Origin of the sequence: Burkholderia sp. SRS-W-2-2016, from assembly GCF_001931485.1 — a bacterium.
Taxonomy (GTDB): Bacteria; Pseudomonadota; Gammaproteobacteria; order Burkholderiales; family Burkholderiaceae; genus Paraburkholderia.
The window spans coordinates 104,169-131,130 of sequence record NZ_MSDV01000074.1 but is presented as its reverse complement, the minus strand read 5'-3'; the positions used below and the strand labels follow the sequence as shown (position 1 = coordinate 131,130).

Sequence of the window (26,962 nt, the reverse complement as noted above, 5' to 3'; positions counted from 1 at the left end):
AATACGGGACACCACTACTCGCTACGGGGTCTCACATGTCGCCATTCCTGCAAGGTGCAGCTACGTTGGGCGGATGTATCAGCGTCTTCACGGCGGTTGTCGTCATCGTGGAAATGCTGGCCAATTAAGGTTTGGGCGGGGCGTTCGCAGCGTTCAGGTTGGTCAGCTCTAGCGCCCCTTTTTTCCCGCCGCCAGATGAATCGCCGCCCGCACGCGCGGGTACGTGCCGCAACGGCACACCACCGGCGTCATCGCCTGATCGATCTCCGCGTCCGTCGGATCCGGCTTGCGCTTGAGCAGCGCGCAAGCCGCCATCAATTGAGCACTCTGACAATAGCCGCACTGCACGACGTCGAGTTCGAGCCACGCCGCTTTCAGCGCCTGCGCCTCGCGTCCCTGCAAGCCCTCGATCGTCACGATCTTCTTCTGCATATGCAGGCTCGACATCGGCGTCTGACACGCGAGGCACGCGGCATCGTCCAGATTGATCGTGCACGCGCCGCAAATGCCCACCCCGCAGCCGAACTTGGTGCCGGTCATGCCCAGATCGCAGCGCAGCACCCATAGCAGCGGCATGTCCGGCTCGGCGTCGATTTTCACCAGCTTCCCGTTGATATTCAGTACCGCCATGCTTGCCTCCTGAATTCGAGGTCATCCGCTCATGCTTCGCTCATGGCCCGCTCACGCGAGCCGCAACGGCAGGCTGCGCAGCCGCTGCCCGGTCAACGCGAACACCGCATTGGCGACCGCCGGCGCGACCGGCGGCACGCCCGGCTCACCGACGCCCTGCGGATGCAGCTGGCTCGGCATGATGTCGGTTTCGATCGCCGGACACACGTTCATCCGCACCACCGGAAAGTCGGTGAAGTTCTTCTGCTGCACCTGGCCGTCGACGATCGTGATCTCGTTCTGCAACGCGCTCGACAGCCCGAACACGATGCCGCCTTCCATCTGCTGACGAATCAGATTCGGATTCACCGGCAAGCCGCAATCGATCACGCACACCACCCGGTGCACGCGAATCTGCCGGTCCGGCCCGATCGACACTTCCGCGACCTGCGCGACCACGCTGCCGAACGCCTCGTGCAACGCGACGCCGCGCGCGCGGCGCGCGCCATCGGCCGCGGGTTTGAGCGGGCTGCCCCAGTCCGACAGCGTCTCGACCCGCTTCAGCACCGCGAGGTGACGCGGATGCCCGGCGAGCAGCGCCGCGCGAAACGCGATCGGGTCCTGACCGGCGGCGGCCGCGACTTCGTCGGTGAAGCTCTCGGTGAAGAACGCCTGATGCGAGTGGCCGACCGAGCGCCAGAAGCCGACCGGCACCGGCAATTCGACGATCTTGTGCGACACGCGCGCGGCCGGCCATTCGTACGGCTGATCGAATGCGCCTTCGAGCGTGGTCTTGTCGAGCGGGATACGCGGCACGCCGTAGTAGCGCGCGAGCGCCTCCGGCACGATCGCCTGCCCCGCCGATTTCGCATGCCACGCGACCAGTTTGCCGTGCTCGTCGAGGCCCGCCTGCAGCCATGCCGCGCACGCGGGCCGGTAGTAATCGTGGGTGAAGTCCTGCGCGCGCGACCAGATCGTCTGCACCGGCCGGCCGTCGGCCTCGCGCGCAATCGCCGCGGCCTGCGCGATGAAATCGAGTTCGAGGCGGCGGCCGAACGCGCCGCCCAATAGCTGCGTCTGCACGTCGACGAGTTCGGCGTCGATACCGAGCGCCTTCGCGACGTGCTTGCGCGCGAGCCCCGGCATCTGCGTCGACACCCATACGGTTGCCGCGCCGTCCACGACCTGCACCGTGCAGTTCAGCGGCTCGACCGCGCCATGCGCGAGATACGGCGCGTGATAGACCGCTTCAAGCGTGCGCACCGCGCGGCCCATCATGCTGTGCACGTTGCCGCGATGAAAGTACACGTGACCGTCGCTGTCATCGAGCGCGGCGACGAGGCGCTCGTCCACCGCCGCGCTCGACAGTTTCGCGGCCGCGCCGTGGTGCCAGGTCACGTTGATCGCGAGGACCGCGTTCATCGCGCGATACGCGTTGTCGGCGATCACCGCGACGCCGCCGGTGCCGCCCGCATACGGCGGCACCGCGAGCGCCTTCACGAAACCGGGCATTTTTTCGGCCGGCGTCGCGTCGAAATGCGCGACCGTGCCGCCGAGCGTCGGGCACATCACGACGCTCGCGTACAGCAGACGATTCGGCAATACATCGATGCCGAAGCGCGCGACGCCGTCGATCTTCGCCGCCGCTTCGAGCCGCTTGAGCGGCTGGCCGATCAGCCTGAAGTCGGCCGGCTGTTTCAGCGCGACCGTGCGCGGCATCGGCTGCAGCGCGGCTTGCGACGACAACTCGCCGAAGCTCGCCTTATGTCCCCGCGCGTGCAGCACGTAGCCCTGTTCGACCCGGCATTCGTGCGGCGGCACCCGCCATTGATCGGCCGCCGCGCCGACCAGCATCGCGCGCGCCGACGCACCGGCCTCGCGCATCGGCGTCCACAGATCGTTCATGCTCGACGAGCCGCCGGTCATCATCGTGCCGAACTCGCTGACCGCCTTGCGCGCGATCCACACGGTGCCCTGCTTCACGAAACTGTCGTCGTCGGGGCGAAACGGCAGATCGTCGACGATGCTCTGCACGCTGTTGTAGATCCTGTCGATCGGCGCTTCCTCGACCCGCACCCGCGACCAGTCGGCGTCGAGTTCCTCGGCGAGCAGCATCGCGAGACCGGTGTGGATGCCCTGCCCCATCTCGGTCTTGGCCATCATGATCGTCACGCGATCATCGGCGTCGATCTTGACCCAACCGTTGAGCGCGATCTGCGAGCCTTGCACCGGCAGCGGCGTCGCGGTGCTCAAACGCTGGCGCGGCGGCAGCACGGCCCAGCCGACCAGCAGGCCGCCAAGCGCGCCGGCGCCGCCAAGCAGGAAGGTTCTGCGCGTTAGCATGGATGGCTCGTTCTAGCGACACCGGCACGATCACGGGGAAACGGCGCAAGCGCGCAGACGCCCGTCTGCGTTTGCGAATAGTAATAAGACGGACGGGGGGACGTGAGACTTAAATGCGCGCGGCCGGCGCAATGAGCCGTGCGGCGTGGGACCGGGGGACCGGCAGGCGGGGCGGGGAAATCGTGGGGTGCTTCATTAACTGCGAGATGGGCCGCTAACTGGCGGCCCATCCCGGATACCGCGCGCCGCTGTGTATCAACGGCGATTCGAGCCCGACATCACATCGATCCAGACGGCCAGCACCAGAATGCCGCCCTTCACGATCATCTGCCAGTACGCGTCGACGTCGAGCATCGACATCCCGTTGTCGAGACTGGCCATCACCAGCGCGCCGATCAGCGCGCCGTACACGGTGCCGGAGCCGCCGCGCATCGAGGTGCCGCCGATAAAGCACGCGGCGATCGCATCGAGCTCGCCCATCGAGCCGGCCGACGGCGAGCCCGCCGCGAGCCGCGCGGTGTTGACGATGCCGGCGAACGCGCACATCAGGCCCATGAGCGCGAAGATCGCGAGCTTCACGCGGTCGGTATTGACGCCGGACAGCCGGGTCGCTTCGAGGTTCGAACCGACTGCGTAGATGCGGCGGCCGAACACGGTTTGCGTCGCGATCCACGTGAAAATGCCGAGCAGCGCGAGCAGCAGCAGCACCGGCACCGGAATACCGCCGTAGCGGTCGAGCGTCGCGACGAAGCCGGCGAGGATCGCGCCCGCGCCGATCACCTTCGCGACGTCCTGCCAGAACGGCACCACGCGCAGCTGATAACGCTGCCGGTTCGCGCGCTGGCGGATCGTCAGGAACGCCAACAATACGAACAGCACGACCGCGAGCGTGTCGCCCGCGAGCCTCGGCAAGTAGCCCTGGCCGACGAACACGAAACTGTCCGACACCGGCGCGATCGTCGAGCCGCCTGTGATGCCGAGCAGGATGCCGCGATACGCGAGCATGCCGCCCAGCCCGACGATGAACGACGGCACCCGCCGATAAGTCGACCACCAGCCGTTGAACATGCCGACCGCGACGCCGAGCAGCAGCACCACCGGAATCGTCACGCCGATCGGCCAGTGCCGGTTCACGTCGAGAATCGCGGCGACGCCGCCGAGCAAACCGAGCAGCGAGCCGACCGACAGATCGATCTCGCCGGCGATGATCACGAACACCATCCCGCACGCGAGCATGCCGGTGATCGACATCTGCCGCAGCAGGTTCGACAGGTTGCGCGGCGTGACGAACGCGCCGTGCGTGAGCACCGAGAAGAACGTCCAGATCACGGCGACCGCGATCAGCAGCGCGAGAATCTTGTAGCGCGCGAACAGCTGCTGCACGCGTTGCGTACCGCCGACGGCGTGCCGCGGCGCGGCCTCGTCGGTGCGTTGGGAAGTCACTTCGGGCGTCATGCGGCACTCACTGCGGTTGGGTTCGAAGATAGCTGCGCGGGGCGGATCGCGGCGCCGAGGATGTCTTCCTGGGTCAGCCCGTCATTGACGAAGTCGCCGCGCAACTCGCCTTCGCCGATCACCAGCACGCGGTCGCTGAGACCGAGCACTTCAGGCAATTCGGACGACACCATCACGATCGACATGCCGCGCTGGGCCAGCTGGAAAATCAGTTTGTAGATTTCGTATTTGGCGCCGACGTCGACGCCGCGGGTCGGTTCGTCGAGGATCAGCACCTTCGGATCGGTCAGCAGCATGCGCGTGAGCACGGCCTTCTGCTGGTTGCCGCCCGACAGGCTCGCAATCGACAGCATCGGGTTCGCCGCGCGCACCGACAGCCGCTTCATCTCGGTGTGGATCGTGTCGAGTTCGGCCGCGGAATCGATCCGGCCGCCCGCCGTGAAACGCTGCAACACCGCGAGCGTGATGTTGTGGCCGACGCTCATCCCCGGCACGATGCCGTGGCGTTTGCGATCCTCGGGCACCATCGCGATGCCCGCACGAATCGCGTCGATCGGCGCGCGAATCTTCAACGGCTTGCCGTCGAGTTCGACGCTCGCTTCGCTGATCCCCGGATACGCGCCGAAGATCGCCTGCATCAGTTCGGTCCGGCCCGCGCCTACCAGACCCGCGACGCCGAGAATCTCGCCGCGCCGCAACGCAAACGACACGTTGTCCACGCGTTTGCGGCGCGGATTGGTGACGTCGAAACAGGTCACGTTACGCGCTTCGAAGATCACGTCACCAATTGGATGCGGCTCGCGCGGGAACAGGTTCTTGATCTCGCGGCCCACCATCAGCGCGATGATGCGGTCGGTGGTCAGCGCGTGCATCGGTTCGGTCGCCACATGCCGGCCGTCGCGAATCACGCTGATCGTGTCGCATACGGCCGCGACTTCGTCGAGCTTGTGCGAGATGTACACGCAGGCAATCCCGCGCCGCTTCAGATCGCGCACGATGTCGAGCAGAATCGCGATCTCCGAGGCGGTCAGCGACGACGACGGTTCGTCCAGAATCAATAGCTTCGCGCGCTTGTTCAGCGCCTTGGCGATTTCGATCAACTGCTGATGGCCGCCGCCGTAGTTCATCACCGGCTGCGCGGCATTGATCCCGCTGATGCCGAGTTCGCGCAGCAGTTCGTCGGCGCGCTGATACATCGCCGCGTAGTTCATGCGGCCGCCCGGCAGCGTGATTTCGTTGCCGAGAAAGATGTTCTCCGCAACCGACAGCTCCGGCACCAGCATCAGTTCCTGGTGGATGATGATGATCCCGGCGCGTTCGGTGTCGCGCACGCTGGCGGCCTTCAACGGCTCGCCTTCCCAGGTTATTTCGCCATCCCAGGTACCGTGCGGATACACGCCCGAGAGGACTTTCATCAGCGTCGATTTGCCCGCGCCGTTTTCGCCGCACAGGCCCACGCACTCGCCCGGCCGGACCGTCAGGTCGATGCCGTCGAGCGCTTTCACGCCGGAAAAAGCTTTGACGATGCCGCGCATCGTCAGAAGAGGTTGCGTCATTCGCTCTGCCTCGCTGCAAGGTGGGCGGGTGCGCCGGCACGCTCCCGGGCGTGAAGCCCGGAAGCGTACGTGTCACGCCATGCCCGTCTGCGGTCTTATTTGCTCGCCAGTTGCGCGTCGGTGTAGAAGCCGTCCTTCACGACGATGTCGATGTTGGCCTTGGTCAGCTTGGTCGGCTGCAACAGCACCGTATCGACCTTCTTCTTGCCGTTGTCGTACTGCGCGTTGAAGCCCGGCTTGTCGCCCTTCGCGAGCGCGACCGACAGCTTCGCCGCCTCGCCGGCGATCAGCTTGAGCGGCTTGTAGACCGTCATCGTCTGGGTGCCGGCCTTCACGCGCTTGACCGCCGCGAGGTCCGCGTCCTGACCCGAGATCGGTACCTTGCCCGCGAGGTTCTGCGCGGCCAGCGCCTGGATCGCGCCGCCGGCGGTGCCGTCGTTCGACGCGACGACCGCGTCGATCTTGTTGTTGTTCGCGGTCAGCGCGTCTTCCATGATGCGCAGCGCGGTCGACGCGCTCCACTCCGGCACCCACTGTTGGCCGACCACCTTGATGTCGCCCTTGTCGATCGCCGGCTGCAGCACCTTCAGCTGACCCTGGCGCAGCATCTTCGCGTTGTTGTCGGTCGGCGCGCCGCCGAGCAGGAAGTAGTTGCCTTTCGGACGCACGTCGTACACGCCTTGCGCCTGCATTTCGCCGACCTTCTCGTTGTCGAACGAGATATACGCGTCGATGTCCGCATCCAGAATCAGGCGGTCATACGAGACCACCTTGATGCCGGCCTTGCGCGCTTCGGCGACCACGTTGCCGAGCGTCTTCGAGTTGAACGGCACGATCACGATCACGTCGACGCCGCGCGAGATCAGGTTCTCGATCTGCGAAATCTGGCGCTCTTCACTCGCGTCCGCCGATTGCACCGACACCTTCGCGCCGAGCTTTTCCGCCGCGGCGACGAAATAGTCACGATCGCGCGACCAGCGCTCGACGCGCAGATCGTCGATACAGAAGCCGATTTCCGGGTGGTCCTTGCTCGCGTGCGCGAGCGGCGCGGCGAGCGACAGGCTGGCGAGTACCGCTCCGCATACCAGCGAACTCAGTACGTTGCGACGCATGGCGAATTTTTTCATTTCTGTCTCCTTGTGTTGTGATAGCCGGAATCCCGGATGTGTCGGCCCGCGCTGCGAGACGCGGACCTGAACAAACGACAGCCGACAGCTTGCTGCTCCGCGCGGTCGACGTGGCCGGCGGATGGTTATCGGAAGACTGGTGCTGCTGCGCCGCGCGGGCCGCGGCGGGGTGGGTCGTGGGCGGGACGCCGGGGTGGCGGCACGGATAGTACGGCGTGCCAGACTTTGGGAACGATGCGAACGCGGCATCGGCCGAAGGTGCCCCGAACATGGCCCGCCGGCCGACGAAGTGACGCCATGCTGCCGCTTGCGCGAAATGCCGGCAATTGCGAAATTGCGCAGCACGCTTGATGTTTCTTACCACCCGCGCGTTTGTTGATGACCGCCGCGTATTTCGCGGCCTAGAATAACCAGACGCTTAAAAAGAACGGAGTGCTTTCCGGGCACTCACGACACAGGAGACGAAGCCGCATGGCCGCTATGGCCACGCGTCCTTGACCGCCATGACCCGTCCGCCCACACCCCAGACGACCCATCGGATCGCGCTGCTGTTCAACGCGAACAAGGTCTACGACCGCGAGATCATCACCGGCATCGGCAACTACCTGCTGTCGACGCGGGTCGCGTGGGACCTGTTCCTCGAAGAAGACTTCCGCTGCCGGCTCGCCGGGATCGAGCGTTTCGACGGCGACGGCATCATCGCGGACTTCGACGATCCGGCCGTCGACGAAGCATTGCGCGGCTGTCCGCTGCCGGTGGTCGCGGTCGGTTCGTCGTACGAGGACCCGACGCAATATCCCCCGGATTTACCCTATATCGCGACCGACAACAGCAAGCTGGTGTCGCTCGCGTACACGCATCTGATCGGCGCGGGGCTCACGAACTTCGCGCTGTACAGCCTGCCGGCGGCGCAGGAAAACCGCTGGGCGCAGCAGCGCGAACTCGCGTTCATGGAATTGCGCGGCCAGGACGGCCGCAGTACCGCGCAGATCGACAGCGAGATCTATCGCGGCCTGTCGACCAGCGCGCCGTCGTGGAATCAGGCAATCGAACAATTGACCAACTGGCTGCGGCAACTGCCGAAGCCCGTCGGCATCATCGCGGTCACCGATGCGCGCGCGCGGCATCTGCTGCAGGCCTGTCTGATTGCCGGCATCTCGGTGCCGGAGGAAGTCGCGATCATCGGCATCGACAACGATCCGCTCACCCGTACGCTGACGCGTATTCCGCTTTCTTCGGTTATTCAGGGCACCGAAGAAATGGGCCGCACCGCCGCGCACATCCTGCATCAGATGCTGCACGGCGCGCGTTTTCCGGGGCGGCGCATTCTGGTGCCGCCGGTCGGCATCAACGTGCTCGAGTCGACCCGCCATCAGCCGCTGGCGAGCCCGTACGTGATGCGCGCGCGCCACTTCATTCGTCAGTACGCGTGCCAGGGCATCCGCACCGAACAGGTGGCCGACTACGTGGGCGTGTCGCGCTCGTCGCTCGAAGAGTATTTCCGCCGTGAGCGGCAGTGCACCGTGCATCAGGAAATCCTGCGCCACAAGCTCGACGTCGCGAAGTCGCTGCTGGCGAAACGCGATGCGTCGAGCGCGGAAGTCGCGGTTCGTTGCGGCTTCACTTCGCTGCAATACATGTATGCGGTGTTCCGCCGCGAACTCGGCTGCACGCCGCGCGAGTACCAGGAGCGCGTGAGTGCGAAGCCGGCCAAGGCAGCCGGCTGAACCTGCTCTTTTTCCTCTCTCTCGCACGGATCACATGATCAGCATTGCACAAGTTTCTTCCGAGTCGTGGGGCACGCTGCAAGGCGGCGATCGCGTGCGGCTCTATACGCTGCGTAACGCGCACGGCATGAAAGTCGCGATCAGCGACCTCGGCGCGACGCTGGTGTCGTGGCATGCGCCGGATCGCGCGGGGCGTCTCGGCGATATCCTGCTCGGTCACGACACGCCCGCCGAATACGCGGCCGCGACCACGTATATGGGCGGACTGATCGGTCGCTGGGCGAACCGGATTGCCGGCGCGCGCTTTGCGCTCGACGGCATCGAATACACGCTCGATCGCAACGAAGGCGCGAACCTGCTGCATGGCGGGACGGTCGGTTTTCATCGCGCGCTGTGGGATGTGAGCGAGGACGACGGCGCGTTGCTGATGCGGTTGGAGTCGCCCGAAGGCGACGCCGGTTTTCCCGGCAACGTGACCGTGCAGGTGCGCTATTCGCTCGACGACGACGGCACGCTGACGATCGAATACGAAGCGATCACCGACGCGCCGACCCCGCTCAATCTGACCAGTCACCCGTACTTCAATCTGACCGGTCAGGCGGGCACCGACATTCGCGGCCATGTGCTGACGATCGACGCGGAGCGCTTCTTCGAAGTCGATGCGTCGCTGATTCCGTGCAAGCTCGCCGAGGTTGCCGGCAATGCGTTCGACTTCCGGCAGAGCGCGCCGATTGGCGGCCGGCTCGACTGGCCGCATGCGCAACTCGCGCGCGCCGGCGGCTTCGATCATTGCTATGTGCTGCGCGCGGCGGCCGAGGCCACAAGCGACGGCAACGCTCGGCCCGTGCGTGAAGTTGCATGTGCTTACGATCCGGGCAGCGGGCGCGAGCTGCGCGTGCTGACCGATCAACGCGGGCTGCAGTTTTACAGCGGCAATGCGCTGAACGGCAACGCGGGACGCGGCGGTGCGCGTTATCAGCAATACGCCGGTTTGTGCCTCGAAACAGGCGGTTTTCCGAACGAAGTCAATATGAGCGAGCGCGACGAAGTGATCCTGCGGCCCGGCGAGACTTACCGGCAGGTCAGCGCTTATCGCGTCGGCGTGCGCGAAGGGGTTTAAGGCCTGCGCTAACGAGTCGTTGCGCGCTTTACGATGCGCACTTTACGAAAGTCGCGGCGGCGGGATTACAGCATGCCGACTGGCTGTTTGCTGCAATACTGAATTAGCGTGCCCACCGTTTTCTAAGGGGCAGGCCTCCCTCTAGACTGGGTCAATGGGCGCCGGTACCGCTGTGCTCCCGGACCAACACTCTCGGAGGGAAAACTTATGAAATCGCTCATCCAGGCAGTCGCGTTGGCGGCCGCGTTCGCGGCGCCGGCCATCTCGTTCGCGCAAACGGAGCAGCCGGTCACGCGCGCGGAAGTGATCAACGAAGTGAAGCAACTCGAACAGGCCGGCTATAACCCGGCGACCGCGCGCGATCCGCAATATCCGGCCGACATCCAGGCCGCCGAAGCGCGCGTCGCCAAGATGAAGGCAAATGGTCAGGGCGACACGTCGGGATATGGGTCGTCGATGGGCGGATCGTCGCAATCGGGCCAGCATCCGATGTGGGTCAATCCGGCCGATCAGTGATACATGCCGCGACCGTATAACGGATAAGGGCGAACGGCGCCGGGTCTGACTGCCGCGCTGTCGGGCCGGCGCCCGTTTTATTCGTCAAGAAACGAGCACATGCTTTGCGAAGCATGTGCTCGTTTTTTTCGTTTGTACGGCCGATACCGGCATAGACTTGCCGATGACGAACGCCGCTTTACCTGCCCCCGAGTTGACCTAACTCCACCGGAGAACCGCAAATGCCCCGCACCGTTGCCGAAAAACGCGCCGCGTTCCGCGCGCTGCACACGTCCGGCTGTTTCGTGCTGCCCAATCCGTGGGATGCGGGCAGCGCCCGTTATCTGCAAACGCTCGGCTTCCAGGCGCTCGCGACCACCAGTTCCGGTTTCGCGTGGTCGACTGGTCACGCGGACAACACGCTGCCGCGCGAAGCGATCCTTGCGCATCTGCGCGCGATCGTCGATGCCACCGATCTGCCGGTCAATGCGGACTTCGAAAACGGCTTCGGTAGCAGTTCGGACGAAGTGGCCGAAAGCGTGACGCTAGCGGTCGGAACCGGGGTCGCGGGGCTGTCGATCGAAGACTCGACCGGCGATTCCGCCGCGCCGCTGTTTCCGATCGACGTCGCGGCGCAACGCGTAAGCGCGGCGCGCAAGGCCATCGATCAGAGCGGCGGCGATACGTTGCTGATTGGCCGCGCGGAAAACTTCTTCGCCGGCAAACCGGATCTCGACGATGCGATTGCGCGTCTGCAAGCGTATGCGGCGGCCGGCGCCGACTGTCTGTACGCGCCCGGCATCCAGACGCGCGAGCAGATCGAGGCGGTGGTCGCAGCGGTCGCGCCGAAGCCGGTCAATCTGCTGATCGGCTCGACGTCGGAGCTGACGTTGCAGGATGTAGCCGCGCTCGGCGTGCGGCGTATCAGCGTGGGCGGCGCTCTGGCGCGCGCGGCGTGGGGCGGATTCATCTCGGCCGCCGAGGCGCTGGCCGATGGCCGCTTCGCTTTCAGCGGCGCGGCGCCGGGTGCGACGCTCAACGAGTTGTTCAAGCGGGGCGCGTGAAGCCGCCATAAAAGCGGCCGCTCAAAGCCTGCGGGTTTCCGATGCGAAAGGGACGCGAACGCTGTGCATATCCCTGCTGCCAGCGCACAGCTTCCCACTCGCGCCCCCGAAAGCATCGAACGTATGTGCTCAAATCGCTCAGGTGCGCAGCGTCGCTCCCACCGCCGATGCCCGCCGGATAAACGCGCCGCGCCAAATGTTATTATCGGAAACATCATCCGCCCGATACCGCGCGCAGCCGAACCGCAGCAAGCCCATGGACAGCCACCTCAGCAAACCCGCCGATCCCTCCACCACCGACCTCGGTCGACGCGTGCGCGCCGCGCGTCAGGCGCAGGACCTGACGCTCGAAACCGCGAGCCGCCTGTGCGGCGTGTCGCGCTCGACGCTGTCGAAAGTCGAAAACGGCCTGATGTCCCCCACTTTCGACGTGCTGCAGAAAATCGTGCTGGGCCTGAAGATCGAAATCGGCGAGCTGTTCGGCTCGACGCCGAAGGTCAGCGCGAGCGGCCGGCGCGCGCTGACCCGCAAGGACGAGGGTCAGCGTCACGCGTATCGCGGCTATCAGATGGAACTGCTCGCCACCGATCTCGCGCACAAGGCGATGCTGCCGTTTCGTATCCGCATCTCCGCGCACACGCTCGACGCGTTCGACGACTGGGGCCGCCACGAAGGCGAAGAATTTCTGTACGTGATCAGCGGCAGCGTGTGCCTGTATTCGGAGCTGTACGCGCCGACGCATCTGAACGCGGGCGACAGCCTCTACTTCGACAGCCGCACCGGTCACGCAGCGGTGTCCACCAGCGACGAAGACGCCGAGGTATTGTGGATGGCGACCAATGCCGATCTCGCGCATACGCCGGCGGCCGTCGTCGAGCCGGCGAAGAAATAGCGCGCACTCCGAAGCATTCGTCGCGCTCAGGCGCACGCGCCGTTGCGTGCGCTCAGGCTGCCGCGCCGGCGGTCATCCGGAAGATCCCCTGCGCGTTGCCCGCGTCGAAACGCAGGTCGGTTTCCCAGCGACGCGTGTCCTGATCGAAACCTCGCTTGCGCGTGATGAATTCGTAGAACGAGCCCGGCACGTCGCGCGTGACAATGCTGCCGTCAAACGCGCGAAACTCGCGCCGCACGATATCCGCGCGATACGCGGTCTGGAACACCCGGCCCGAACGGGAGTGCTCGACGTCGGGCTTCATCGGCCGGCCCTTGGCTTTTTCGTCGTCCGACAGTTGGAACACGTCGGCGACGCGATCGGTCGCGTGATTGAACGCGTTGCCCTCGGTCGCGATCCACGCCATTTCCGCCGACTCCTTCAACAACGCGTCGTAATCGGCTTCGCTGGGCATCTCGTGCTGACGCGCGAACGCGCCGACGAGCACCGGCAATAGTTCTTGCGCGGCGCCAAGCGGCAGCACGCCGTCGCGCTCGAGTTCCCACAGCAAGCCGCTCGCGCGTGGCGTCAACGGATCGCGCGACGCGCCGATCACGTTCGTCACCGCCTGCTGGAACGCCACGGAAAAGCGCTCGGGGTGCAGCTCGCTGACGAAAAACTGCGCGATTTCGTCCGGCGCGTCGTCATGCGCCCATGCGCGGCCGGTCATGCCGAGCCGGTCGAGCGGATAGCGGCCGGCGACGCTGAAACCGAGCGGCCGCAGGATCCGCGCGAACGCAGCCTCGCCGGGCGGCAGTGCGCCGCTGTGCGGCCAGCGCACCGTGCGCAGCGCGCCGTGATCGAAGTACACGCTGCCGCCGGCCGCAACCGTTTCGTCGGTATAGCGGCGGCCGTTTTCCGAGCGCGCGAGCAGATCGTCGAACAGCGCCATGTTCAGCGCCTGCGCGAGTTCGGCGCGCGTGACGCTGCCGTTTTCCCACTCGGCGAGCACCGCCGGACGATTCAGAGTCGCGAAGAGCCGCGCGGTTTTCTCCGCGCCGAGTAGGGTCGACAGCAGTTGCTCGACATTTGCGTTGTTCAGGTTTCGCATCTTCTGGATCTCCAAGCTCTACGGCGAGCGACCGCAGCGGCGCTCGATAACGACCGCCATTATTGAGAATCGGCTCTGGCCCCGTAAAGCGAGATAAACTGGCCACTTGATGAGTTTTCGGAATTAACGTGCGAAAGTTCAGGATTCCCAACATGGGCGCGCTGCTCGCGTTCGAAGCCGCCGCCCGGCATGAAAGCTTCACGCTTGCGGCGCGCGAACTGTTTCTCACCGAAAGCGCGGTGTCCCGGCAGATCAATACGCTCGAAAGCAATCTCGGCGTGCGGCTGTTCGCGCGCGTCAAGCAACGCGTGGTGCTGACGCGGGCGGGCAAGGTGTACAGCGCGCAGGTGCGGCGCTCGCTCGAACAGCTCGACCGCGACACGCTGTCGATCATCGCGCACGGCAGCGGCGGCGGTTATCTGGAGCTCGCGGTGCTGCCGACTTTCGCGTCGCAATGGCTGATTCCGCGCATGGACGCGTTCAACCGCCAATACCCGGACGTGCGCGTGAACATGGGCGTGCGCACCGCGACCTTCGCGTTTGCCGACACGCCGTTCGAAGCCGCGATTCATTACGGCAAGCCGACATGGCCGGGAACGTCAGCGGATTTTCTGTTTAGTGAGGAAGTGGTGCCGGTGTGCGCGGCGAGTCTGCTGAAGCAGCCGGTCCGGCACGCCGCCGACCTGCTCGACTATCCGCTGCTGCATTCGACCACGCGGCCCGACGGCTGGGCGTCGTGGTTCGCCAGTCTCGACATCGACGATAACCGCGCGATGCAGGGGGTGCGCTACGAGCTGCACACGATGCTGATCAGCGCGGCCGCGGCAGGCCTGGGCATCGCGCTGGTGCCGCGCTTTTTCGTCGACAAGCAGTTGCAGCAGTTCGGCCTCGTGATGCCGTTCGAGGCGCCCGCGGTCGCCGACGCCGCGTACTACCTCGTGTATCCGACCGAACTGAGTCACGGCAAGCCGCTCGCGAGTTTTCGCGAGTGGTTGTTACGGGAAGCCGCCGCGTATGGGGCGAGTTATCCGGAGCTTGCGGAGCGGCCAGCGGGCGGGTGATCGATCACCCGCCCGCACGAATCATTAACCGCCCGTACGCGCCTGCGCGAGCGCGGCAAGATTGCCTTCGCCGAAACCGTGGTGTCCGCGACGCTGCACGATCTCGAAGAAGATCTCGCCGGCGCGGCGCCGCACGAAGGTCTGGAAAAACAGCAGCGGCACGCCGTCCGCGCCGATCTCGCCATCCACCAGCACATGCGTGCGGCGCAGACGTTCGACGTCGAGCCCATGGCCCGGCAAACGCGCGTCGAGCTGATCGTAGTAGCGCGGCGGCGGCTCGACAAATTCGACGCCGTTCGCGAGCAGTTGCTCGACGCACGCGAAGATATCGTCGGTGGCGAGCGCGATATGCTGCACGCCCTCGCCCGGATGATCGGGCAAGTACTCGTGCATCAGCGTGGTCCGGCGCGTGCCTTCCTCGTACAGCGGCACGCGGATCGCGCCGCACGGCGACACCATCACGCGCGATTCCGCCGACACGTGCCAGTTCGCGTGCAGTTCATGAATCTCGCGGAAGTTGAGCAGGTCGCGATAGAAGTCGATCCATTCCTGCATGCGGCCTTCGCCGACGGTCTGCGTCAGATGATCGACCGCGCTCAGGCCGCTGCCCGCGTGTTTCAGGTCGGCCTCGGCGGTGTCGATTTCGATCGGCCGGAAGTCGATGTCGAAGATCGAGATATCGCCCAGGCCACCGCGCTGACCGCCGCGGCCGCGCCAGCGGTCGACAAAATAGATATGCGAATCGCCGATCCCCTGGATCGCCGGGATCAGCAGCTCGCCGGCGCCGAGACGCTCGCCCTCGAATTCCCACGCGCCGAGTTCCACCGCGCGCTCGAACGCGCGCTGCGCATCGGCCACGCGAATCCCGATCGCGCAGATGCCGACGCCGTACTCTTCCGCGTAGCGCGCGGCGAACGAATCGGGCTCCGCGTTGATCAGGAAATTCATCTCGCCCTGGCGGTATAGCGTCACGTCCTTGCTGATATGTCGCGCAATCGCCTTGAAGCCGAGCCGGGTGAAGGTCTCGCCGAGCCCGCGCGGGTCGCGCGCGGCGAATTCGACGAATTCGATGCCGGCCGTGCCGAGCGGATTGTGCTCCGGCGCCAACACGGCGCGCTGCGCGGCCTCTGGAGTGGGCAAGTCGCTGGGCATGACAATCTCCTTGTACGGTCTTTCTGGCGGATGGCCGGTGTTGCCGGGATTCGGCGCGAACTGTGCCGGCCATTCGCGGCGGGCTGCATGATGAGTGGTGCGCCGCCGCAACGCGCGGGCCGCGGCGGCTTTCGCACCGTGTTTGTACACCGGGTCGCGGGGCATTCGCAACCGCGATTTTGTACTGAATGGTTCAAACGTTGATGCGTGCAGCGGTCGTGCCCGCTCGCGCGCGGCCCGCGCCGCGTCGCATCAGTGTTCCGGCGGGTTGCTTCGGCCACTTTTGCGAGCCGGCGCGCGGGTATTTTTACCGGCGCTTTTGCGCGGTTTTTTCCCCGCTTTGTGGTCCGCGACTGCCGCCATCCGCTCCCGCGCGACTTCGCGCACCGCCTCGATGAACGCACGCCCGACCGCCGACGGCTGTGTATCCGAGCGCCGGATCAGGCCGACCGGCTCGCCGGTCCCCGCGAACGGCAGCGGCAGGCGCACCAGCATCCCGTGCGCGAGCTCGTATTCGACCGCGCTTTGCGGCACGAACCAGACCGCGCCGTTTTCGAGCGTCAACGCACGCCCCGTCGACACCGACAACACCTCGACGAACCCCGACAGCGGCGCCACGCCCCACGCGGCCAGCAGACTTTCGGCCGACTGGCGGATCAGCGTGCCGAACGGCGGCAAGACGACCGTAAACGCATCTAGCGACGTCACCGGCAAGCCCGCCCCCTGCGCGAGCGGATGCCCGGCACGCACGACTGCGATCAACGGCTCGGTAAACAGTTGCTCGAAACTGAGGCCGACCATCCGCTCGGGATCGGCAAGACGGCCGATCGCAAATTCGATCGACCCCGCCTTCAGACGCTCCAGCAGTTCCGGATTCGCGCCGGTCGCGAGCCGCACGATCACGCGCGGCCATTGCTCGGCGAACTGCCGCAGCACCGGTGGCACCAGCACCGCCGCGACGGTCGGCAGCACGCCGATTTCGAGCGTCGCGGCCGCCGCGCCTTCGGCTTGCGCGAGCAGATCGACGCCCTGGCGCAGTGCGCTCACGCAGGCGCTCGCATGCGGCATAAATAGCTGCCCCTCGCGGGTCGGCACCGCGCCGTGGCGGCCGCGCTCGAACAGCCTGACGCCCAGAATCGCCTCCAGCTCGGCGACCGTTTTGGACACCGCCGGCTGCGTGATGGACAGACTGTGGGCCGCCCGCTGGACGCTGCCGAATTGCGCGACGGCCAGAAAGCACTGAAGATGACGGAACTTGACGCGGCTATCCGCGAGACTGCGTTGCATAACGGGAGGTTATACGAAACGGGCGAAAACGTCATTTTGCATAACTGCCGGCGTTGTATAAAGTGCCGGACACACGTTGCACCCCACGATTCCTCCAACGGAGACACCTCATGGAAGATTCCCTGCTCAGCCCGCGCGATTTCGCGTCGCATCCCGAATACATCTACCCGCCGTACGGTTCGTCGGTCAAACGCGGCCCGACGCGTCCGCTGATTCCGCTGAAGGAACGTCTGCGCGACCAGCGCGTGCCGGTCTACGGCACCGAAGACCTCGACGCGCTCGACAACGACCTGACCCGCAACGCGGTGCGCAATGGCGAGCCGCTCGGCGAGCGCATCATCGTCACCGGCCGCGTGCTCGACGAAGGCGGCCGCCCGGTCCGCAACACGCTCGTGGAAATCTGGCAAGCCAACGCGGCCGGCCGCTACGTGCACAAGGCCGACCAGCATGACGCGCCGCTCGACCCGAACTTCCTCGGCGCCGGCCGCTGCATCACCGACAACGAAGGCCGTTACCGCTTCCTGACCATCAAGCCGGGTGCGTATCCGTGGGGCAACCACCCGAACGCATGGCGTCCGCAGCACATCCATTTCTCGCTGTTCGGCGATCACTTCGGTTCGCGTCTGGTTACGCAGATGTACTTCCCGGGCGACCCGCTGCTCGCGTTCGATCCGATTTACCAGGGAACGCCGGCAGATGCCCGTGAGCGCATGATCTCGAAGTTCTCGCTGGATATCACGGAAGAAGCCTATGCGCTCGGCTACGATTTCGACATCGTGCTGCGCGGCCCGAACGAAACCCCGATGGAGCGCTAAGCCATGACGACCCTCAAGCAAACGCCTTCGCAAACCGTTGGCCCGTACTTCGCGTACGGTCTGGTCCCGCAGCAATACGATTTCGACTACAAGAGCCTGTTCACGCACGTGCTGGCTGACCGCGAAGCGGCCGGCGAGCACATCACGATCATCGGCAACGTGCACGACGGCGACGGCAACGTGATCGGCGACGCGATGCTGGAAATGTCGCAAGTCGACTCGAACGGCCACTATCCGGAATCGCGTGAAGAGATCCAGAAGACCGGCTTCCGCGGCTTTGCCCGCGTCGGCACCGGCACGGATTCGCGCAAGCGCTTCGTCGTCGAAACGGTGAAGCCGGGCCGTGCGAATCCGGACGAAGCGCCGCACGTCAACGTGATCCTGACGATGCGCGGCATGCTGCTGCACACGTTCACGCGCATCTATTTCGAAGACGAAGCGCAGGCGAACGAAAAGGACGCGGTGTTGGCAGCGGTGCCGGCCGAGCGTCGCAATACGCTGATCGCGCGTCGCGAGCCGGGCACGTCCAACGTCTATCGCTTCGACATTCACATGCAAGGCGATAAGGAAACCGTGTTTTTCGATCTGTAAGGCAGGAATAGTGAAGCAGGCTTGAAAGCGAAACTGTGAAGCGATTACTGCACACTTTCATCCAGCTTTCACATAAACTGCGTACGATCCGTCAAGCGACTGGATCGCGAAACTCCGAGTAGTAAAGTTAAGCCCGCGTTGAGCGGGCTTTTTTTTTGCGCGGCGGGCGGCGCGCGGCGGGACCGGTGGCTTCTGGACGGCTTTGTGGCGGTTTTTTCAGGCCGTTTCGCTCAGCACAGGAAATGGTCGATGCTCTGGCCCGCGTATATCGCGCGCCGCAGCCATTCGGGCTTGTCGCCGTAACCGTCCCACGTATTGCCGAACGCATCGCGATAGCGCACCGCGCGCACCGCGTTCGCATCGGCCTCGATCGATTCCGCCAGCGCCTCCAGCGTGATGTCGTAGTCGTCCATGCGACGGCGGATCCACACGATCATCCGATCGCGCACATTCTCATCGAGTTCGAACAGGCGTTGTTGTCCTTCTCGCTCTTTCATAACGTTCTGATATCGCAGCTGATGCTGGCGTTAGACAAACAGGGCTGTCGCGAAACAACGCGAAGCCCGTGCGCAATTCAAAAGAAAACGGAAACAAATCGGATTCACAGCATCCGTGCAAATGCGCGAAAAACCGCACTCGCGAAGTGAAAGTTCGTTAAATCCGGGATTGAAGCAGCTGAATGAAGGCGTTGGAGTCAGGCAAGCTAGTTATTCCAAGGGCGCTTCAGCGTATGGAAGCCGATTCTAGCATTCAATTTATTTGGGGCGCAGCAACGGAGTTTTTCCAATTGCGCGGGTCGCACCGAGTGCACCGAGTGCACGGCCGGCGGCTTTTCAGTATTCGTGGCCGCGGCCGCGCGATTGACGGACAATGCGATACGTTACGCCCGATGCCCGCCGGCCACGCCCGCATCGCGGCGCGTCACCTCGCGTCGCACCGCGCGACCGTAGGCCGCCCAAACGCCCCGCCCCTCAGGAGACAATCGAATGCCCGCCTCGACCGCTATCCTCACGATCCTCGCCGCGTTGTTATTGGGCGCGATGAGCCCGGGACCGAGCTTCGTGATCGTCGCGCGCAACGCGATCGGTCTGTCGCGCAACGACGGACTCGCGACCGCGCTCGGCATGGGCATTGGCGGGGTGTTCTTCAGCGGCATCGCGCTGCTCGGGCTGTATACGCTGCTCGCGACCGTCGAGTGGCTGTATGTTGGGCTGAAAGTGGCCGGGGGCGTCTACCTGATCTATCTGGCGTCGAAAATCTGGCGCGGCGCCGCGCAGCCGCTCGCCTTCAGCGCGACCCCGGCGGGCGCCGGCGGCAATCCGCGCAAGTCGTTCTGGATCGGCCTGAGCACGCAGCTCAGCAATCCGAAGACGGCGGTCTATTACGGCAGTATCTTCGCGGCGCTGCTGCCGCAGCATCCGCCGCTGTGGTGCTACTTCGCGCTGCCGCCGGCGATCTTCGCGATCGAGGCGGGCTGGTACACGATCGTCGCGCTGTGCTTTTCGAGCAAGCGGCCGCGCGAGATCTATCTGCGCTGGAAGGCGTGGATCGACCGCATTGCCGCGAGCGCGGTGACCGCGCTGGGCCTGCGGCTGATCCTGAATGCGCACAAGATGGGGATTTGATAACGCGGCGCGGCGTGTCTCGCACGCTCGCGCCGCTTAGCGGACAGCGTTGAAGGCCGCGAGCGTCAGCCCTTGCCTTCCGCCTTGATCCGCGAGCGCAACTCGAACTTCTGGATCTTGCCGGTCGAGGTCTTCGGCAATTCGCCGAAGCGCACCGCCTTCGGCAGCTTGTAGCCGGCGAGGAACAGCCGGCAGTGCGCGATGATTTCCTCCTCGGTCGCCTGCGCGCCCTCCTTCAACTCGACGAATGCGCACGGCACCTCGCCCCACTTCGGATCGGCCATCGCGACCACCGCCGCCACCGACACCGCCGGATGCCGGTACAGCGTGTCCTCGACCTCGATGCTCGAAATGTTCTCGCCGCCCGAAATGATGATGTCCTTGCTGCGGTCGCGGATGCGCACATAGCCGTCGGCGGTGCGCACGCCGAGATCGCCGGTATGGAACCAGCCGCCGGCGAACGCCGCTTCGGTCGCGCGTTCGTTCTTCAGATAGCCCTTCATGCAGATGTTGCCGCGGAACATGATCTCGCCGAGCGTTTCGCCGTCGTCCGGCACCGGCGCGAGCGTGTCCGGATCGAGCACCGCGACCGCCGCCTGCAGGTGATAGCGCACGCCCTGGCGCGCGGTCAGGTCGGCGCGGGTGATGTCGTCGAGTTCGTCCCACGCGTCCTGCTTCGCGCACACGGCCGCCGGCCCGTAGGTTTCGGTCAGGCCGTACACGTGCGTCAGATCGAAACCGATCTCCTTCATCTTCGCGATCACCGCGGGCGGCGGCGCCGCGCCGGCGACCATCGTCGACACCCGGTGCGTGATGCCCTCGCGCCATTCGGCCGGCGCATTGGCCAGCGCGCTCTGCACGATCGGCGCGCCGCAGTAGTGCGTGATGCGCTCGCGGCGAATCAGCTCGAACACGGTCTTCGCGTCGAACCTGCGCAGGCAGACATTGACGCCCGCGCGCGCCGCCACGGTCCACGGGAAGCACCAGCCGTTGCAATGAAACAGCGGCAGCGTCCACAGATAGACCGCGTGCTTCGGCATGTCCCATTCGAGGATGTTGCTGAGCGCATTCAGATACGCGCCGCGGTGATGGTAGACCACGCCCTTCGGGTCGCCGGTGGTGCCGGACGTGTAATTGAGCGCGATCGCGCCCCATTCGTCGGTGGGCGGGGTCCATTCGTAAGTGGGGTCGCCGGCTTGCAGGAACTGCTCGTAGTCTGTCGCGCGGGGGAACTGCGCGGGGTCGGCGGGCTGCGCGTCGGCCACGCTGATCACGCGCAGCTCCGGAAATTCGAGCGCCGCGCGGTGTGCGAACTCGCCGTATTCGGTGTCGACGATCAGCGCCTTGGCTTCGCCGTGGCGCAGCATGAACAGCAGCGTGGCGACGTCGAGCCGGGTATTGAGCGTGTTGAGCACAGCGCCGGCCATCGGCACGCCGAAGTGCGCTTCGACCATCGGCGGGATGTTCGGCAACAATGCGGCAACCGTGTCGCCGCGCTCGATGCCGGCCGCCCGCAACGCGCTCGCGAGGCGCCGCGCGCGCTCGTAAGTCTCGCTCCAGCTGCGACGAATCTCCCCGTGGACGATCGCGAGCCGGTGGCCATACACTTGCGCTGCGCGCACGAGGAAATCGATCGGCGTCAGCGGGACATAATTGGCCTCGCGCCGCTCGAGACCTTCGTCGAACATGTGCTGCGTCATTGCGTAGTCTCCTTGGGCGCGAGCCGCGCCGATGATCGTTCTGATTGGCAAACCGGGACCTGCTGCCTGCCGTTCACGTTGGGTTCACGTCGGCAGCGAGCCCTAGCCTAGCAATTGTCATCGCGAACTGTCTGTCATTCAAATGACAGAGTCGCGCGGCACGCGTTCCGCCCCTCGTCCGCACCGCGCTATCCTGCTCCAACTGTTGCTCCAACCGCTCAAGCCGCTTATTGCCGATGAACGACGCTCCGCTCACCGACCACGCCGAAACCCGGCCGCCGTGCTCACGCGTCGCGCCCGCCGAACTCGAACGGCTGTTTACCAACTGCGCATGGTTTCGCGCGCTGGCCGCCGAGCATCGGGCGCTGGTGCTGGCCAGCGCGCACGCCGAGCATCTTGAAGGCGGTGCGTGGATCGCGCGCCGCAGCGAGCCTTCCGACTACTGGATCGGCGTGCACTCCGGACTCATCAAGCTGGCGATCTACAACGCGTCGGGCCGCAGTTGCACGCTGTCGGGCGTGCCGCCGGGCGGCTGGTTCGGCGAAGGCAGCGTGATCAAGCGCGAATTGCGCAAATACGATGTGGCGGCGATCCAGCCGTCGCTGGTGATGTTCGTGCCGTCGGCGACGTTCCATGCGCTGCTCGAAACGAGCCTGCCGTTCACGGGGTTCGTGATCCGGCAGTTGAACAACCGGATGGGCGAATTCATCGCGTCGATCCAGAACAGCCGGCTGCTCGACGTGGATGCGCGCGTCGCGCAGTCGCTCGCCCAGTTGTTCAATCCCGATCTCTATCCGGACACCGGGCGCACACTGGCGATCTCGCAGGAGGAAGTCGGGCTGCTCGCGGGCGTGTCGCGGCAACGGATTAATCAGGCGTTGCAGAACCTCGAGAAGCTGCGAATCTTGCGGCTGTCGTATAACCAGATCGACGTGCTCGATCTGGAAAGGCTGTGCGAGTTCGGACGGGAACAGATCTAGGCGGCGCCCTTTCTGTTATTGCGCCATTCTTTCTGCCACCGCGCGGTGGGCCGTCGCGCGCGACGCCTTAGCCCGCCCGCGCGCCGCCCCTGCGCGTGGCGCGCGTTTCGAGCGCGTCGTCGGTCTTGAATAGCGCGAACATGATCGCGGTCAGCACGCCGGACTTTTTCCAGCGCAGATAGTAACGATGCGCGGTCTGGTACGGGACGTAGCCCTCGGGCATCGCACTCCACGGCGCTCGCGTGTGCAGCACCCACATCACGCTGTCGAGCACGCGGCGCACATCGATCGGCGGCCGCCCGCGGCGCGGTCCGTCGTTCAGCATCTCAGGCAATAGTGACGCGACGCGCAGCCATTGTTCGTCGGTCAAGTCCTGCACTTTCGGCCAGGTCGAGTTGGATTCGGTAGAAGGGATATTCATGCATCAATACCCGTCCGCACAAAACATGAGCCAGCGTCGCGGAGCATGGGTGTCCATAGATCAATAGATCAACCCGTTCGAGACTACTCGAAGCCCGCTTGGGCAAAAGTCAAATCTTGTTAGCAATAAGGACGCAATTGTCAGAAAGCGCAATACGTTATTGCAGCAACACTTCGAGTGAGCCGCGCGGGCCGTGATCTATCATCGGCGCGCCCGGCGCCGCGGGCGATCCGCGCGCCGCTTCCAAAAGATAAATCTCTCTCTCCACACGCAGGAAATTCAGTGAGACACACCCGTCTTCTCAAAACCGCCGCGCTGCTCGGCGGCGCCGCCCTCGCCGTCACGTCGGAACAGGCCGCCGCGCAAAGTTCGATCACGCTGTACGGCGTCGCCGACGTCAGCGTGCGCTATCTGACCAACTCGAACGCCAGCAACGACAATCGCCTGTTCATGACGAACGGCGCGATCACCAACAGCCGCTGGGGTCTGCGCGGCTCGGAAGATCTCGGCGGCGGCATCAAGGCGATCTTCGATCTGGAAAGCGGTATCGATCTGCAGAACGGCGCGGCGTCCGATAGCCATCGCCTCTTCAACCGCAACGCGTATGTCGGGCTGAGCAGCCGCTACGGCACGCTCACGCTCGGCCGCCAGAAGTCGCCGCTGTTCGATCTGCTCGGCGACACCTACGACCCGCTGACCGTCGGCAACTACAACGAGAATTCGTGGCTGCCCGGCGCGCTCGGCGCGGGGCTCTATGCGGACAACGCGGTCAAGTACACCGGCACCTTCAACGGCCTGACGGTGGCCGCGATGTATTCGTTCGGCACCGACTCGACGTCGACCGGCGATAGCGGCTTCTCGGGCCAGGTGCCGGGTCATCTCGGCGCGGGCAATATGTACGGTTTCACGCTGTCGTACGCGGCCGGCCCGCTCAGCGTCGCGGCCGGCGTGCAGCAGAACAGCGACAACAGCAATCACAAGCAGACCATCTTCAACGCGAACGCGGTCTATGCGTTCAGCGCGACGAAGGTCTACGTCGGCTATCTGCATTCGAAGGACGACACCGGCTTTGTCGATAGCGCGCTCGCGCAGCAGACGCTGGTGCCGGGCGTCGATATCGTGAAGGGCTCCGGCCGCATCGACAACGGCCCGTTCGCCGGCGTCACCTGGCAGGCCACCCGCGCGCTCACGCTGACGGGCGCCGCGTATTACGACCACATGTCCAATGCGGCGATCGGCAACGGTCAACTCGACAGCGGCTACCGCTACACGTTCGTCGGCCTCGCCGAATATGCGCTGTCCAAGCGCACCGAGGTGTACGGCACTGTCGATTTCAACAAGGTGTCGGGCGCGGCTTCGGTCGAACTGCCGGGGCGCGACAATCAGACCGGCGTTGCACTCGGTCTGCGGACGATTTTCTAAAAGACGATTTTCCGGATCGTGACGGCAAAACGGCGCCCCTTGGGGCGCCGTTTTTTTTCGCCTGTCGCGCGGCAAGTCGGCTTGCCGGTGTGTGCGTTTGCCGCGCGCATAAAAAAAGGTGCCGCGAACGGCACCTTTTTGTACTACAGGTAGCTTCTGCTGAAGCTTAGAAGCGGTGACGCAGACCGACCGTAGCAGCCGTCTGGTTCTTCGACGACGAGGTCGGAACCGTGTTGTCGCCGCTGTAGATCGAAGCCACGCCGCCGTCGCCCATTGCGTGCTGGTACACAGCCTGAGCGTAGACGTCGGTGCGACGCGACAGCGAGTAGTCAGCCTGCAGGCCGATCTGGTGGTAACGGGTCTTCATGTCGTTGCCAGCTTCGTTCACGCCGTAGCCACGCGAGTCGGTGAACGTGTAAGCAACGCCCAGAGCCATTGCCGGCGTCAGGTTGTACTTACCGTTGACTTCGTAGTTGTTGGTGTGACCTTGACGCTGACCAGCTGCTGCGCCGACCAGGTTGTCGATACGCGATTGCGTCCATGCCAGACCGACCGTTGCCGGGCCGAGGTCATACGAAGCCGCTGCGCCGAACTGACGCTGACGGAATTGAGCAGCGTTGATCACGCCACCTGCGTTCGCGACGACGCCGTCCGAAGCGCCCGTGCCGTTGCCAGCCGGGTTGTTCTGCTGGGCGTAAGCAGCACCGAGGTGCAGGCCTTGCCACTGGTATGCAGCACCGACGCTGTACTGGCGGTTGTTCGCGAAGTTACCAGCTTCGTTCGAGAAGCCGTACGTGCCGCCGAACGTGAAGCCAGCGTAGTTTGCGCTCGAGTACTTGATCGAGTTGTTAACCGACAGACCACCGTTGGTGTTCAGGTTGTCGTTGTTGTACGGGTGCGCGAAGAACGTGCCGCCCCAGCTGCCCGTTGCGGTCAGCGGTGCGAGGTAGTCTTGAGCTGCGTCGAACTGACGGCCCAGCGTGACGGTACCGAATTGTGCGCTCGACAGACCGACGAATGCCTGACGGTTGAAGATGCCGCCGTTGTTACCCAGGCCGCCGTTGTTGACGTTGAAGCCGCTTTCCAACGTGAAGATTGCCTTCAGACCGCCGCCCAGATCTTCCGAACCGCGCAGGCCGAACATGCTCTGGTTGATGCCGCCGCTGCCTGCTGCCCACTTAGCGTTGCCACCAACGTTGCTGGTGTACGTCAGGCCTGCGTCCAGCAGACCATACAGGGTCACGCTGCTTTGTGCGTGTGCGACGGAAGCGAACGATGCGGCAGCCGCAACGACGATGAGACTCTTTTTCATGGGAACTCCAATTCGAAAAATTTACGGGGAGCGGGACCCGCTTCAGCGGCCGATGCCGAGAGCATCTGCCACCGCCCTGTGGCCGAGCCGTGAAGCTTGGCTGGGCACCCTTGAAACGAAGCGTGAGTGTAGGTGGACACCCTAATAGCGACGCCAATAATTCACGCAACAGGATTTTTCGAATTTCGCAACAATAGCCACCCAACTTGATTTAAGTCATTGTTTTTCCGTCAGTTATGACAAGATTGCGACGGCCGCAGAGCTGCGCCAGGCAAGGCGAATTTGCAATGTCTCAATATTCGAAGTTGTGCGTTTGCAACACCGTCTTAATACGGATGACTTAATCGGGTCGGAACAAATTGCCGAATAAGCGAGCAGAATTTCCGTACGCGGACCTATTGAAATGATTGATATTCGGGGGTATGGAAAAATATTTATAAATTCCGGGAACTTAATGGAGTTAATCCAGTCATTCTCCCGCCACTCGGTCGATTAGCGAATTGACCTGCCGGTTGATTAACGCGTCGCCCAATACGCGACGCAATTGCCCGATTGCAATTCACCACTTTCGAGCGCCGCTTTGCGCGGCCGCACAAGGCCACGGGCGTTGGCTCTGCCACCGGTCGCCATCTCAATAAAAAACCGCCTGCCCGGCGGTCTTGTGATTTCCCGTTTCGGCTAACGCCTGTCATCGGCTTTTTCACAAAGCCTATACGCGCCGTGAAGAAGCTTTCGGCACGGGCATTGCCCGGAGGTGAATTGCGGCGCCGGCCGCCGCGTGACAAAACCCGTGCTGAAAGCGGAAGCCTTAATTTAATAAGGCTTCCGTATTGATTTAACGACTTGGGCGCGGTCTTTTTTACACGGACTTTCCCTGATACCGGTCAATTCTGACTTATGGTTCGCGCGGCGCGCGCCTGAGAGCCTCTTCGTCTTCAGGCGACGAACCGGGCGCGAGCGGATCGGTTTCGGGCGGCGTGTCGGGCAACGGCCGCGGTTGCTCGCCGGGTTCGTCGAGCGGCTGGTTGGCGGGATCGGCAATCGGGTCGATGGTGGGATCGGTTTGCATGGCGGCGTCCAGTGTCCAGTGAATGGGAAGAACTCCCACCCGAGGGACG

Annotated in this window: 24 protein-coding genes; 11 read left to right on the top strand and 13 right to left on the bottom strand. The window is 64.5% G+C overall.

What is annotated here, in order from left to right; all coding sequences use genetic code 11:
• Window positions 1–168: 168 nt before the first annotated feature.
• From BTH42_RS30845 to xylF, 5 genes are all read right to left on the bottom strand, one after another.
• Complete coding sequence (locus BTH42_RS30845; protein ID WP_075304967.1) at window positions 169–630, bottom strand: (2Fe-2S)-binding protein; 462 nt, start codon at window positions 628–630, stop codon at window positions 169–171.
• A gap of 51 nt (window positions 631–681) precedes the next feature.
• Window positions 682–2,952: a molybdopterin cofactor-binding domain-containing protein gene (locus tag BTH42_RS30840; RefSeq protein WP_075304966.1), complete on the bottom strand. Its 2,271-nt coding sequence runs from the start codon at window positions 2,950–2,952 to the stop codon at window positions 682–684.
• A 255-nt stretch (window positions 2,953–3,207) separates the two neighbouring features.
• Complete coding sequence (locus BTH42_RS30835; RefSeq protein ID WP_075304965.1) at window positions 3,208–4,407, bottom strand: sugar ABC transporter permease; 1,200 nt, start codon at window positions 4,405–4,407, stop codon at window positions 3,208–3,210.
• A complete protein-coding gene (gene xylG / locus BTH42_RS30830; protein ID WP_075304964.1) occupies window positions 4,404–5,963 on the bottom strand; it encodes a D-xylose ABC transporter ATP-binding protein in 1,560 nt (519 codons plus the stop codon). Before xylG ends, BTH42_RS30835 begins: the two co-directional genes overlap by 4 nt.
• Before the next feature lie 95 nt (window positions 5,964–6,058).
• Window positions 6,059–7,090 (bottom strand): D-xylose ABC transporter substrate-binding protein, encoded by a 1,032-nt coding sequence (gene xylF / locus BTH42_RS30825; RefSeq protein ID WP_075304963.1) that lies wholly within the window; start codon window positions 7,088–7,090, stop codon window positions 6,059–6,061.
• Between the two features lie 503 nt (window positions 7,091–7,593).
• Here xylF and BTH42_RS30820 point away from each other — a divergent pair.
• The 5 genes from BTH42_RS30820 (at window position 7,594) to BTH42_RS30800 (ending at window position 12,388) form a co-directional block, all read left to right on the top strand.
• The gene (locus BTH42_RS30820) at window positions 7,594–8,817 is read left to right on the top strand and encodes a DNA-binding transcriptional regulator (RefSeq protein WP_075304983.1); all 1,224 of its coding nucleotides are present in this window, start codon (window positions 7,594–7,596) and stop codon (window positions 8,815–8,817) included.
• Window positions 8,818–8,851: 34 nt separating this feature from the next.
• Complete coding sequence (locus BTH42_RS30815; RefSeq protein ID WP_075304962.1) at window positions 8,852–9,937, top strand: aldose epimerase family protein; 1,086 nt, start codon at window positions 8,852–8,854, stop codon at window positions 9,935–9,937.
• Window positions 9,938–10,144: 207 nt separating this feature from the next.
• Window positions 10,145–10,453, top strand: coding sequence for a DUF4148 domain-containing protein (locus tag BTH42_RS30810; protein ID WP_075304961.1), 309 nt, complete (start codon window positions 10,145–10,147; stop codon window positions 10,451–10,453).
• Window positions 10,454–10,674: 221 nt separating this feature from the next.
• Window positions 10,675–11,496: an oxaloacetate decarboxylase gene (locus BTH42_RS30805; protein ID WP_075304960.1), complete on the top strand. Its 822-nt coding sequence runs from the start codon at window positions 10,675–10,677 to the stop codon at window positions 11,494–11,496.
• A gap of 256 nt (window positions 11,497–11,752) precedes the next feature.
• Window positions 11,753–12,388 (top strand): helix-turn-helix domain-containing protein, encoded by a 636-nt coding sequence (locus BTH42_RS30800; RefSeq protein WP_075304959.1) that lies wholly within the window; start codon window positions 11,753–11,755, stop codon window positions 12,386–12,388.
• A 52-nt stretch (window positions 12,389–12,440) separates the two neighbouring features.
• On the opposite strand, the gene BTH42_RS30795 is transcribed toward BTH42_RS30800, so the two are convergent.
• On the bottom strand, window positions 12,441–13,478 hold the full coding sequence (locus BTH42_RS30795; protein WP_075304982.1) for a DUF1338 domain-containing protein: 1,038 nt from the start codon (window positions 13,476–13,478) through the stop codon (window positions 12,441–12,443).
• A 128-nt stretch (window positions 13,479–13,606) separates the two neighbouring features.
• Here BTH42_RS30795 and BTH42_RS30790 point away from each other — a divergent pair, with 128 nt between their 5' ends.
• Window positions 13,607–14,539, top strand: a complete 933-nt coding sequence (locus BTH42_RS30790) for a LysR substrate-binding domain-containing protein (protein ID WP_075304958.1) — start codon at window positions 13,607–13,609, stop codon at window positions 14,537–14,539.
• A 24-nt stretch (window positions 14,540–14,563) separates the two neighbouring features.
• Here the strand turns inward: BTH42_RS30790 and BTH42_RS30785 are convergent, their stop codons facing one another.
• Both BTH42_RS30785 and pcaQ read right to left on the bottom strand, forming a co-directional pair.
• Window positions 14,564–15,691: a 4-hydroxyphenylpyruvate dioxygenase family protein gene (locus tag BTH42_RS30785; RefSeq protein WP_075304981.1), complete on the bottom strand. Its 1,128-nt coding sequence runs from the start codon at window positions 15,689–15,691 to the stop codon at window positions 14,564–14,566.
• 252 nt (window positions 15,692–15,943) lie between these two features.
• Window positions 15,944–16,978: a pca operon transcription factor PcaQ gene (pcaQ, locus tag BTH42_RS30780; protein WP_075304957.1), complete on the bottom strand. Its 1,035-nt coding sequence runs from the start codon at window positions 16,976–16,978 to the stop codon at window positions 15,944–15,946.
• 110 nt (window positions 16,979–17,088) lie between these two features.
• Here pcaQ and pcaH point away from each other — a divergent pair, with 110 nt between their 5' ends.
• Together pcaH and pcaG are read left to right on the top strand one after the other, a co-directional pair.
• Window positions 17,089–17,793, top strand: a complete 705-nt coding sequence (gene pcaH, locus BTH42_RS30775; RefSeq protein WP_075304956.1) for a protocatechuate 3,4-dioxygenase subunit beta — start codon at window positions 17,089–17,091, stop codon at window positions 17,791–17,793.
• Window positions 17,794–17,796: 3 nt separating this feature from the next.
• On the top strand, window positions 17,797–18,384 hold the full coding sequence (pcaG, locus tag BTH42_RS30770) for a protocatechuate 3,4-dioxygenase subunit alpha (RefSeq protein WP_075304955.1): 588 nt from the start codon (window positions 17,797–17,799) through the stop codon (window positions 18,382–18,384).
• 230 nt (window positions 18,385–18,614) lie between these two features.
• Here pcaG and BTH42_RS30765 read toward each other — a convergent pair whose 3' ends face one another.
• Window positions 18,615–18,881 (bottom strand): H-NS family nucleoid-associated regulatory protein, encoded by a 267-nt coding sequence (locus tag BTH42_RS30765; RefSeq protein WP_075304954.1) that lies wholly within the window; start codon window positions 18,879–18,881, stop codon window positions 18,615–18,617.
• A 489-nt stretch (window positions 18,882–19,370) separates the two neighbouring features.
• Between BTH42_RS30765 and BTH42_RS30760 the strand changes: the two genes are divergently transcribed.
• Window positions 19,371–20,009 carry a LysE family translocator gene (locus BTH42_RS30760; protein WP_075304953.1) on the top strand — a complete coding sequence of 213 codons (639 nt, stop codon included), beginning with the start codon at window positions 19,371–19,373 and terminating at the stop codon, window positions 20,007–20,009.
• A 65-nt stretch (window positions 20,010–20,074) separates the two neighbouring features.
• On the opposite strand, the gene BTH42_RS30755 is transcribed toward BTH42_RS30760, so the two are convergent.
• Window positions 20,075–21,709 carry an acyl-CoA synthetase gene (locus BTH42_RS30755; protein ID WP_075304952.1) on the bottom strand — a complete coding sequence of 545 codons (1,635 nt, stop codon included), beginning with the start codon at window positions 21,707–21,709 and terminating at the stop codon, window positions 20,075–20,077.
• 236 nt (window positions 21,710–21,945) lie between these two features.
• Here BTH42_RS30755 and BTH42_RS30750 point away from each other — a divergent pair, with 236 nt between their 5' ends.
• Window positions 21,946–22,689, top strand: coding sequence for a Crp/Fnr family transcriptional regulator (locus BTH42_RS30750; RefSeq protein WP_075304951.1), 744 nt, complete (start codon window positions 21,946–21,948; stop codon window positions 22,687–22,689).
• Window positions 22,690–22,756: 67 nt separating this feature from the next.
• Here the strand turns inward: BTH42_RS30750 and BTH42_RS30745 are convergent, their stop codons facing one another.
• Complete coding sequence (locus tag BTH42_RS30745) at window positions 22,757–23,110, bottom strand: transposase (protein WP_075304950.1); 354 nt, start codon at window positions 23,108–23,110, stop codon at window positions 22,757–22,759.
• A 282-nt stretch (window positions 23,111–23,392) separates the two neighbouring features.
• Between BTH42_RS30745 and BTH42_RS30740 the strand changes: the two genes are divergently transcribed.
• Window positions 23,393–24,532: a porin gene (locus BTH42_RS30740; protein WP_075304949.1), complete on the top strand. Its 1,140-nt coding sequence runs from the start codon at window positions 23,393–23,395 to the stop codon at window positions 24,530–24,532.
• 166 nt (window positions 24,533–24,698) lie between these two features.
• Here the strand turns inward: BTH42_RS30740 and BTH42_RS30735 are convergent, their stop codons facing one another.
• Window positions 24,699–25,844 carry a porin gene (locus tag BTH42_RS30735; protein ID WP_075304948.1) on the bottom strand — a complete coding sequence of 382 codons (1,146 nt, stop codon included), beginning with the start codon at window positions 25,842–25,844 and terminating at the stop codon, window positions 24,699–24,701.
• An 895-nt stretch (window positions 25,845–26,739) separates the two neighbouring features.
• The gene (locus tag BTH42_RS35700; RefSeq protein WP_178392268.1) at window positions 26,740–26,913 is read right to left on the bottom strand and encodes a hypothetical protein; all 174 of its coding nucleotides are present in this window, start codon (window positions 26,911–26,913) and stop codon (window positions 26,740–26,742) included.
• Window positions 26,914–26,962: the final 49 nt, after the last annotated feature.

What these genes read in the sequence shown, in the direction of transcription:
- BTH42_RS30835 (WP_075304965.1), bottom strand. Translation starts at nt 4,407, where the DNA reads ATGACGCCCGAAGTGACTTCCCAACGCACCGACGAGGCCGCGCCGCGG.
- BTH42_RS30845 (WP_075304967.1), bottom strand. Translation starts at nt 630, where the DNA reads ATGGCGGTACTGAATATCAACGGGAAGCTGGTGAAAATCGACGCCGAG.
- BTH42_RS30735 (WP_075304948.1), bottom strand. Translation starts at nt 25,844, where the DNA reads ATGAAAAAGAGTCTCATCGTCGTTGCGGCTGCCGCATCGTTCGCTTCC.
- BTH42_RS30750 (WP_075304951.1), top strand. Translation starts at nt 21,946, where the DNA reads ATGAACGACGCTCCGCTCACCGACCACGCCGAAACCCGGCCGCCGTGC.
- BTH42_RS30815 (WP_075304962.1), top strand. Translation starts at nt 8,852, where the DNA reads ATGATCAGCATTGCACAAGTTTCTTCCGAGTCGTGGGGCACGCTGCAA.
- BTH42_RS35700 (WP_178392268.1), bottom strand. Translation starts at nt 26,913, where the DNA reads ATGCAAACCGATCCCACCATCGACCCGATTGCCGATCCCGCCAACCAG.
- BTH42_RS30745 (WP_075304950.1), bottom strand. Translation starts at nt 23,110, where the DNA reads ATGAATATCCCTTCTACCGAATCCAACTCGACCTGGCCGAAAGTGCAG.
- pcaH (WP_075304956.1), top strand. Translation starts at nt 17,089, where the DNA reads ATGGAAGATTCCCTGCTCAGCCCGCGCGATTTCGCGTCGCATCCCGAA.
- BTH42_RS30800 (WP_075304959.1), top strand. Translation starts at nt 11,753, where the DNA reads ATGGACAGCCACCTCAGCAAACCCGCCGATCCCTCCACCACCGACCTC.
- BTH42_RS30785 (WP_075304981.1), bottom strand. Translation starts at nt 15,691, where the DNA reads ATGCCCAGCGACTTGCCCACTCCAGAGGCCGCGCAGCGCGCCGTGTTG.
- BTH42_RS30765 (WP_075304954.1), bottom strand. Translation starts at nt 18,881, where the DNA reads ATGAAAGAGCGAGAAGGACAACAACGCCTGTTCGAACTCGATGAGAAT.
- BTH42_RS30820 (WP_075304983.1), top strand. Translation starts at nt 7,594, where the DNA reads ATGACCCGTCCGCCCACACCCCAGACGACCCATCGGATCGCGCTGCTG.
- pcaG (WP_075304955.1), top strand. Translation starts at nt 17,797, where the DNA reads ATGACGACCCTCAAGCAAACGCCTTCGCAAACCGTTGGCCCGTACTTC.
- BTH42_RS30795 (WP_075304982.1), bottom strand. Translation starts at nt 13,478, where the DNA reads ATGCGAAACCTGAACAACGCAAATGTCGAGCAACTGCTGTCGACCCTA.
- BTH42_RS30755 (WP_075304952.1), bottom strand. Translation starts at nt 21,709, where the DNA reads ATGACGCAGCACATGTTCGACGAAGGTCTCGAGCGGCGCGAGGCCAAT.
- BTH42_RS30840 (WP_075304966.1), bottom strand. Translation starts at nt 2,952, where the DNA reads ATGCTAACGCGCAGAACCTTCCTGCTTGGCGGCGCCGGCGCGCTTGGC.
- BTH42_RS30760 (WP_075304953.1), top strand. Translation starts at nt 19,371, where the DNA reads ATGCCCGCCTCGACCGCTATCCTCACGATCCTCGCCGCGTTGTTATTG.
- BTH42_RS30810 (WP_075304961.1), top strand. Translation starts at nt 10,145, where the DNA reads ATGAAATCGCTCATCCAGGCAGTCGCGTTGGCGGCCGCGTTCGCGGCG.
- pcaQ (WP_075304957.1), bottom strand. Translation starts at nt 16,978, where the DNA reads ATGCAACGCAGTCTCGCGGATAGCCGCGTCAAGTTCCGTCATCTTCAG.
- xylF (WP_075304963.1), bottom strand. Translation starts at nt 7,090, where the DNA reads ATGAAAAAATTCGCCATGCGTCGCAACGTACTGAGTTCGCTGGTATGC.
- BTH42_RS30805 (WP_075304960.1), top strand. Translation starts at nt 10,675, where the DNA reads ATGCCCCGCACCGTTGCCGAAAAACGCGCCGCGTTCCGCGCGCTGCAC.
- xylG (WP_075304964.1), bottom strand. Translation starts at nt 5,963, where the DNA reads ATGACGCAACCTCTTCTGACGATGCGCGGCATCGTCAAAGCTTTTTCC.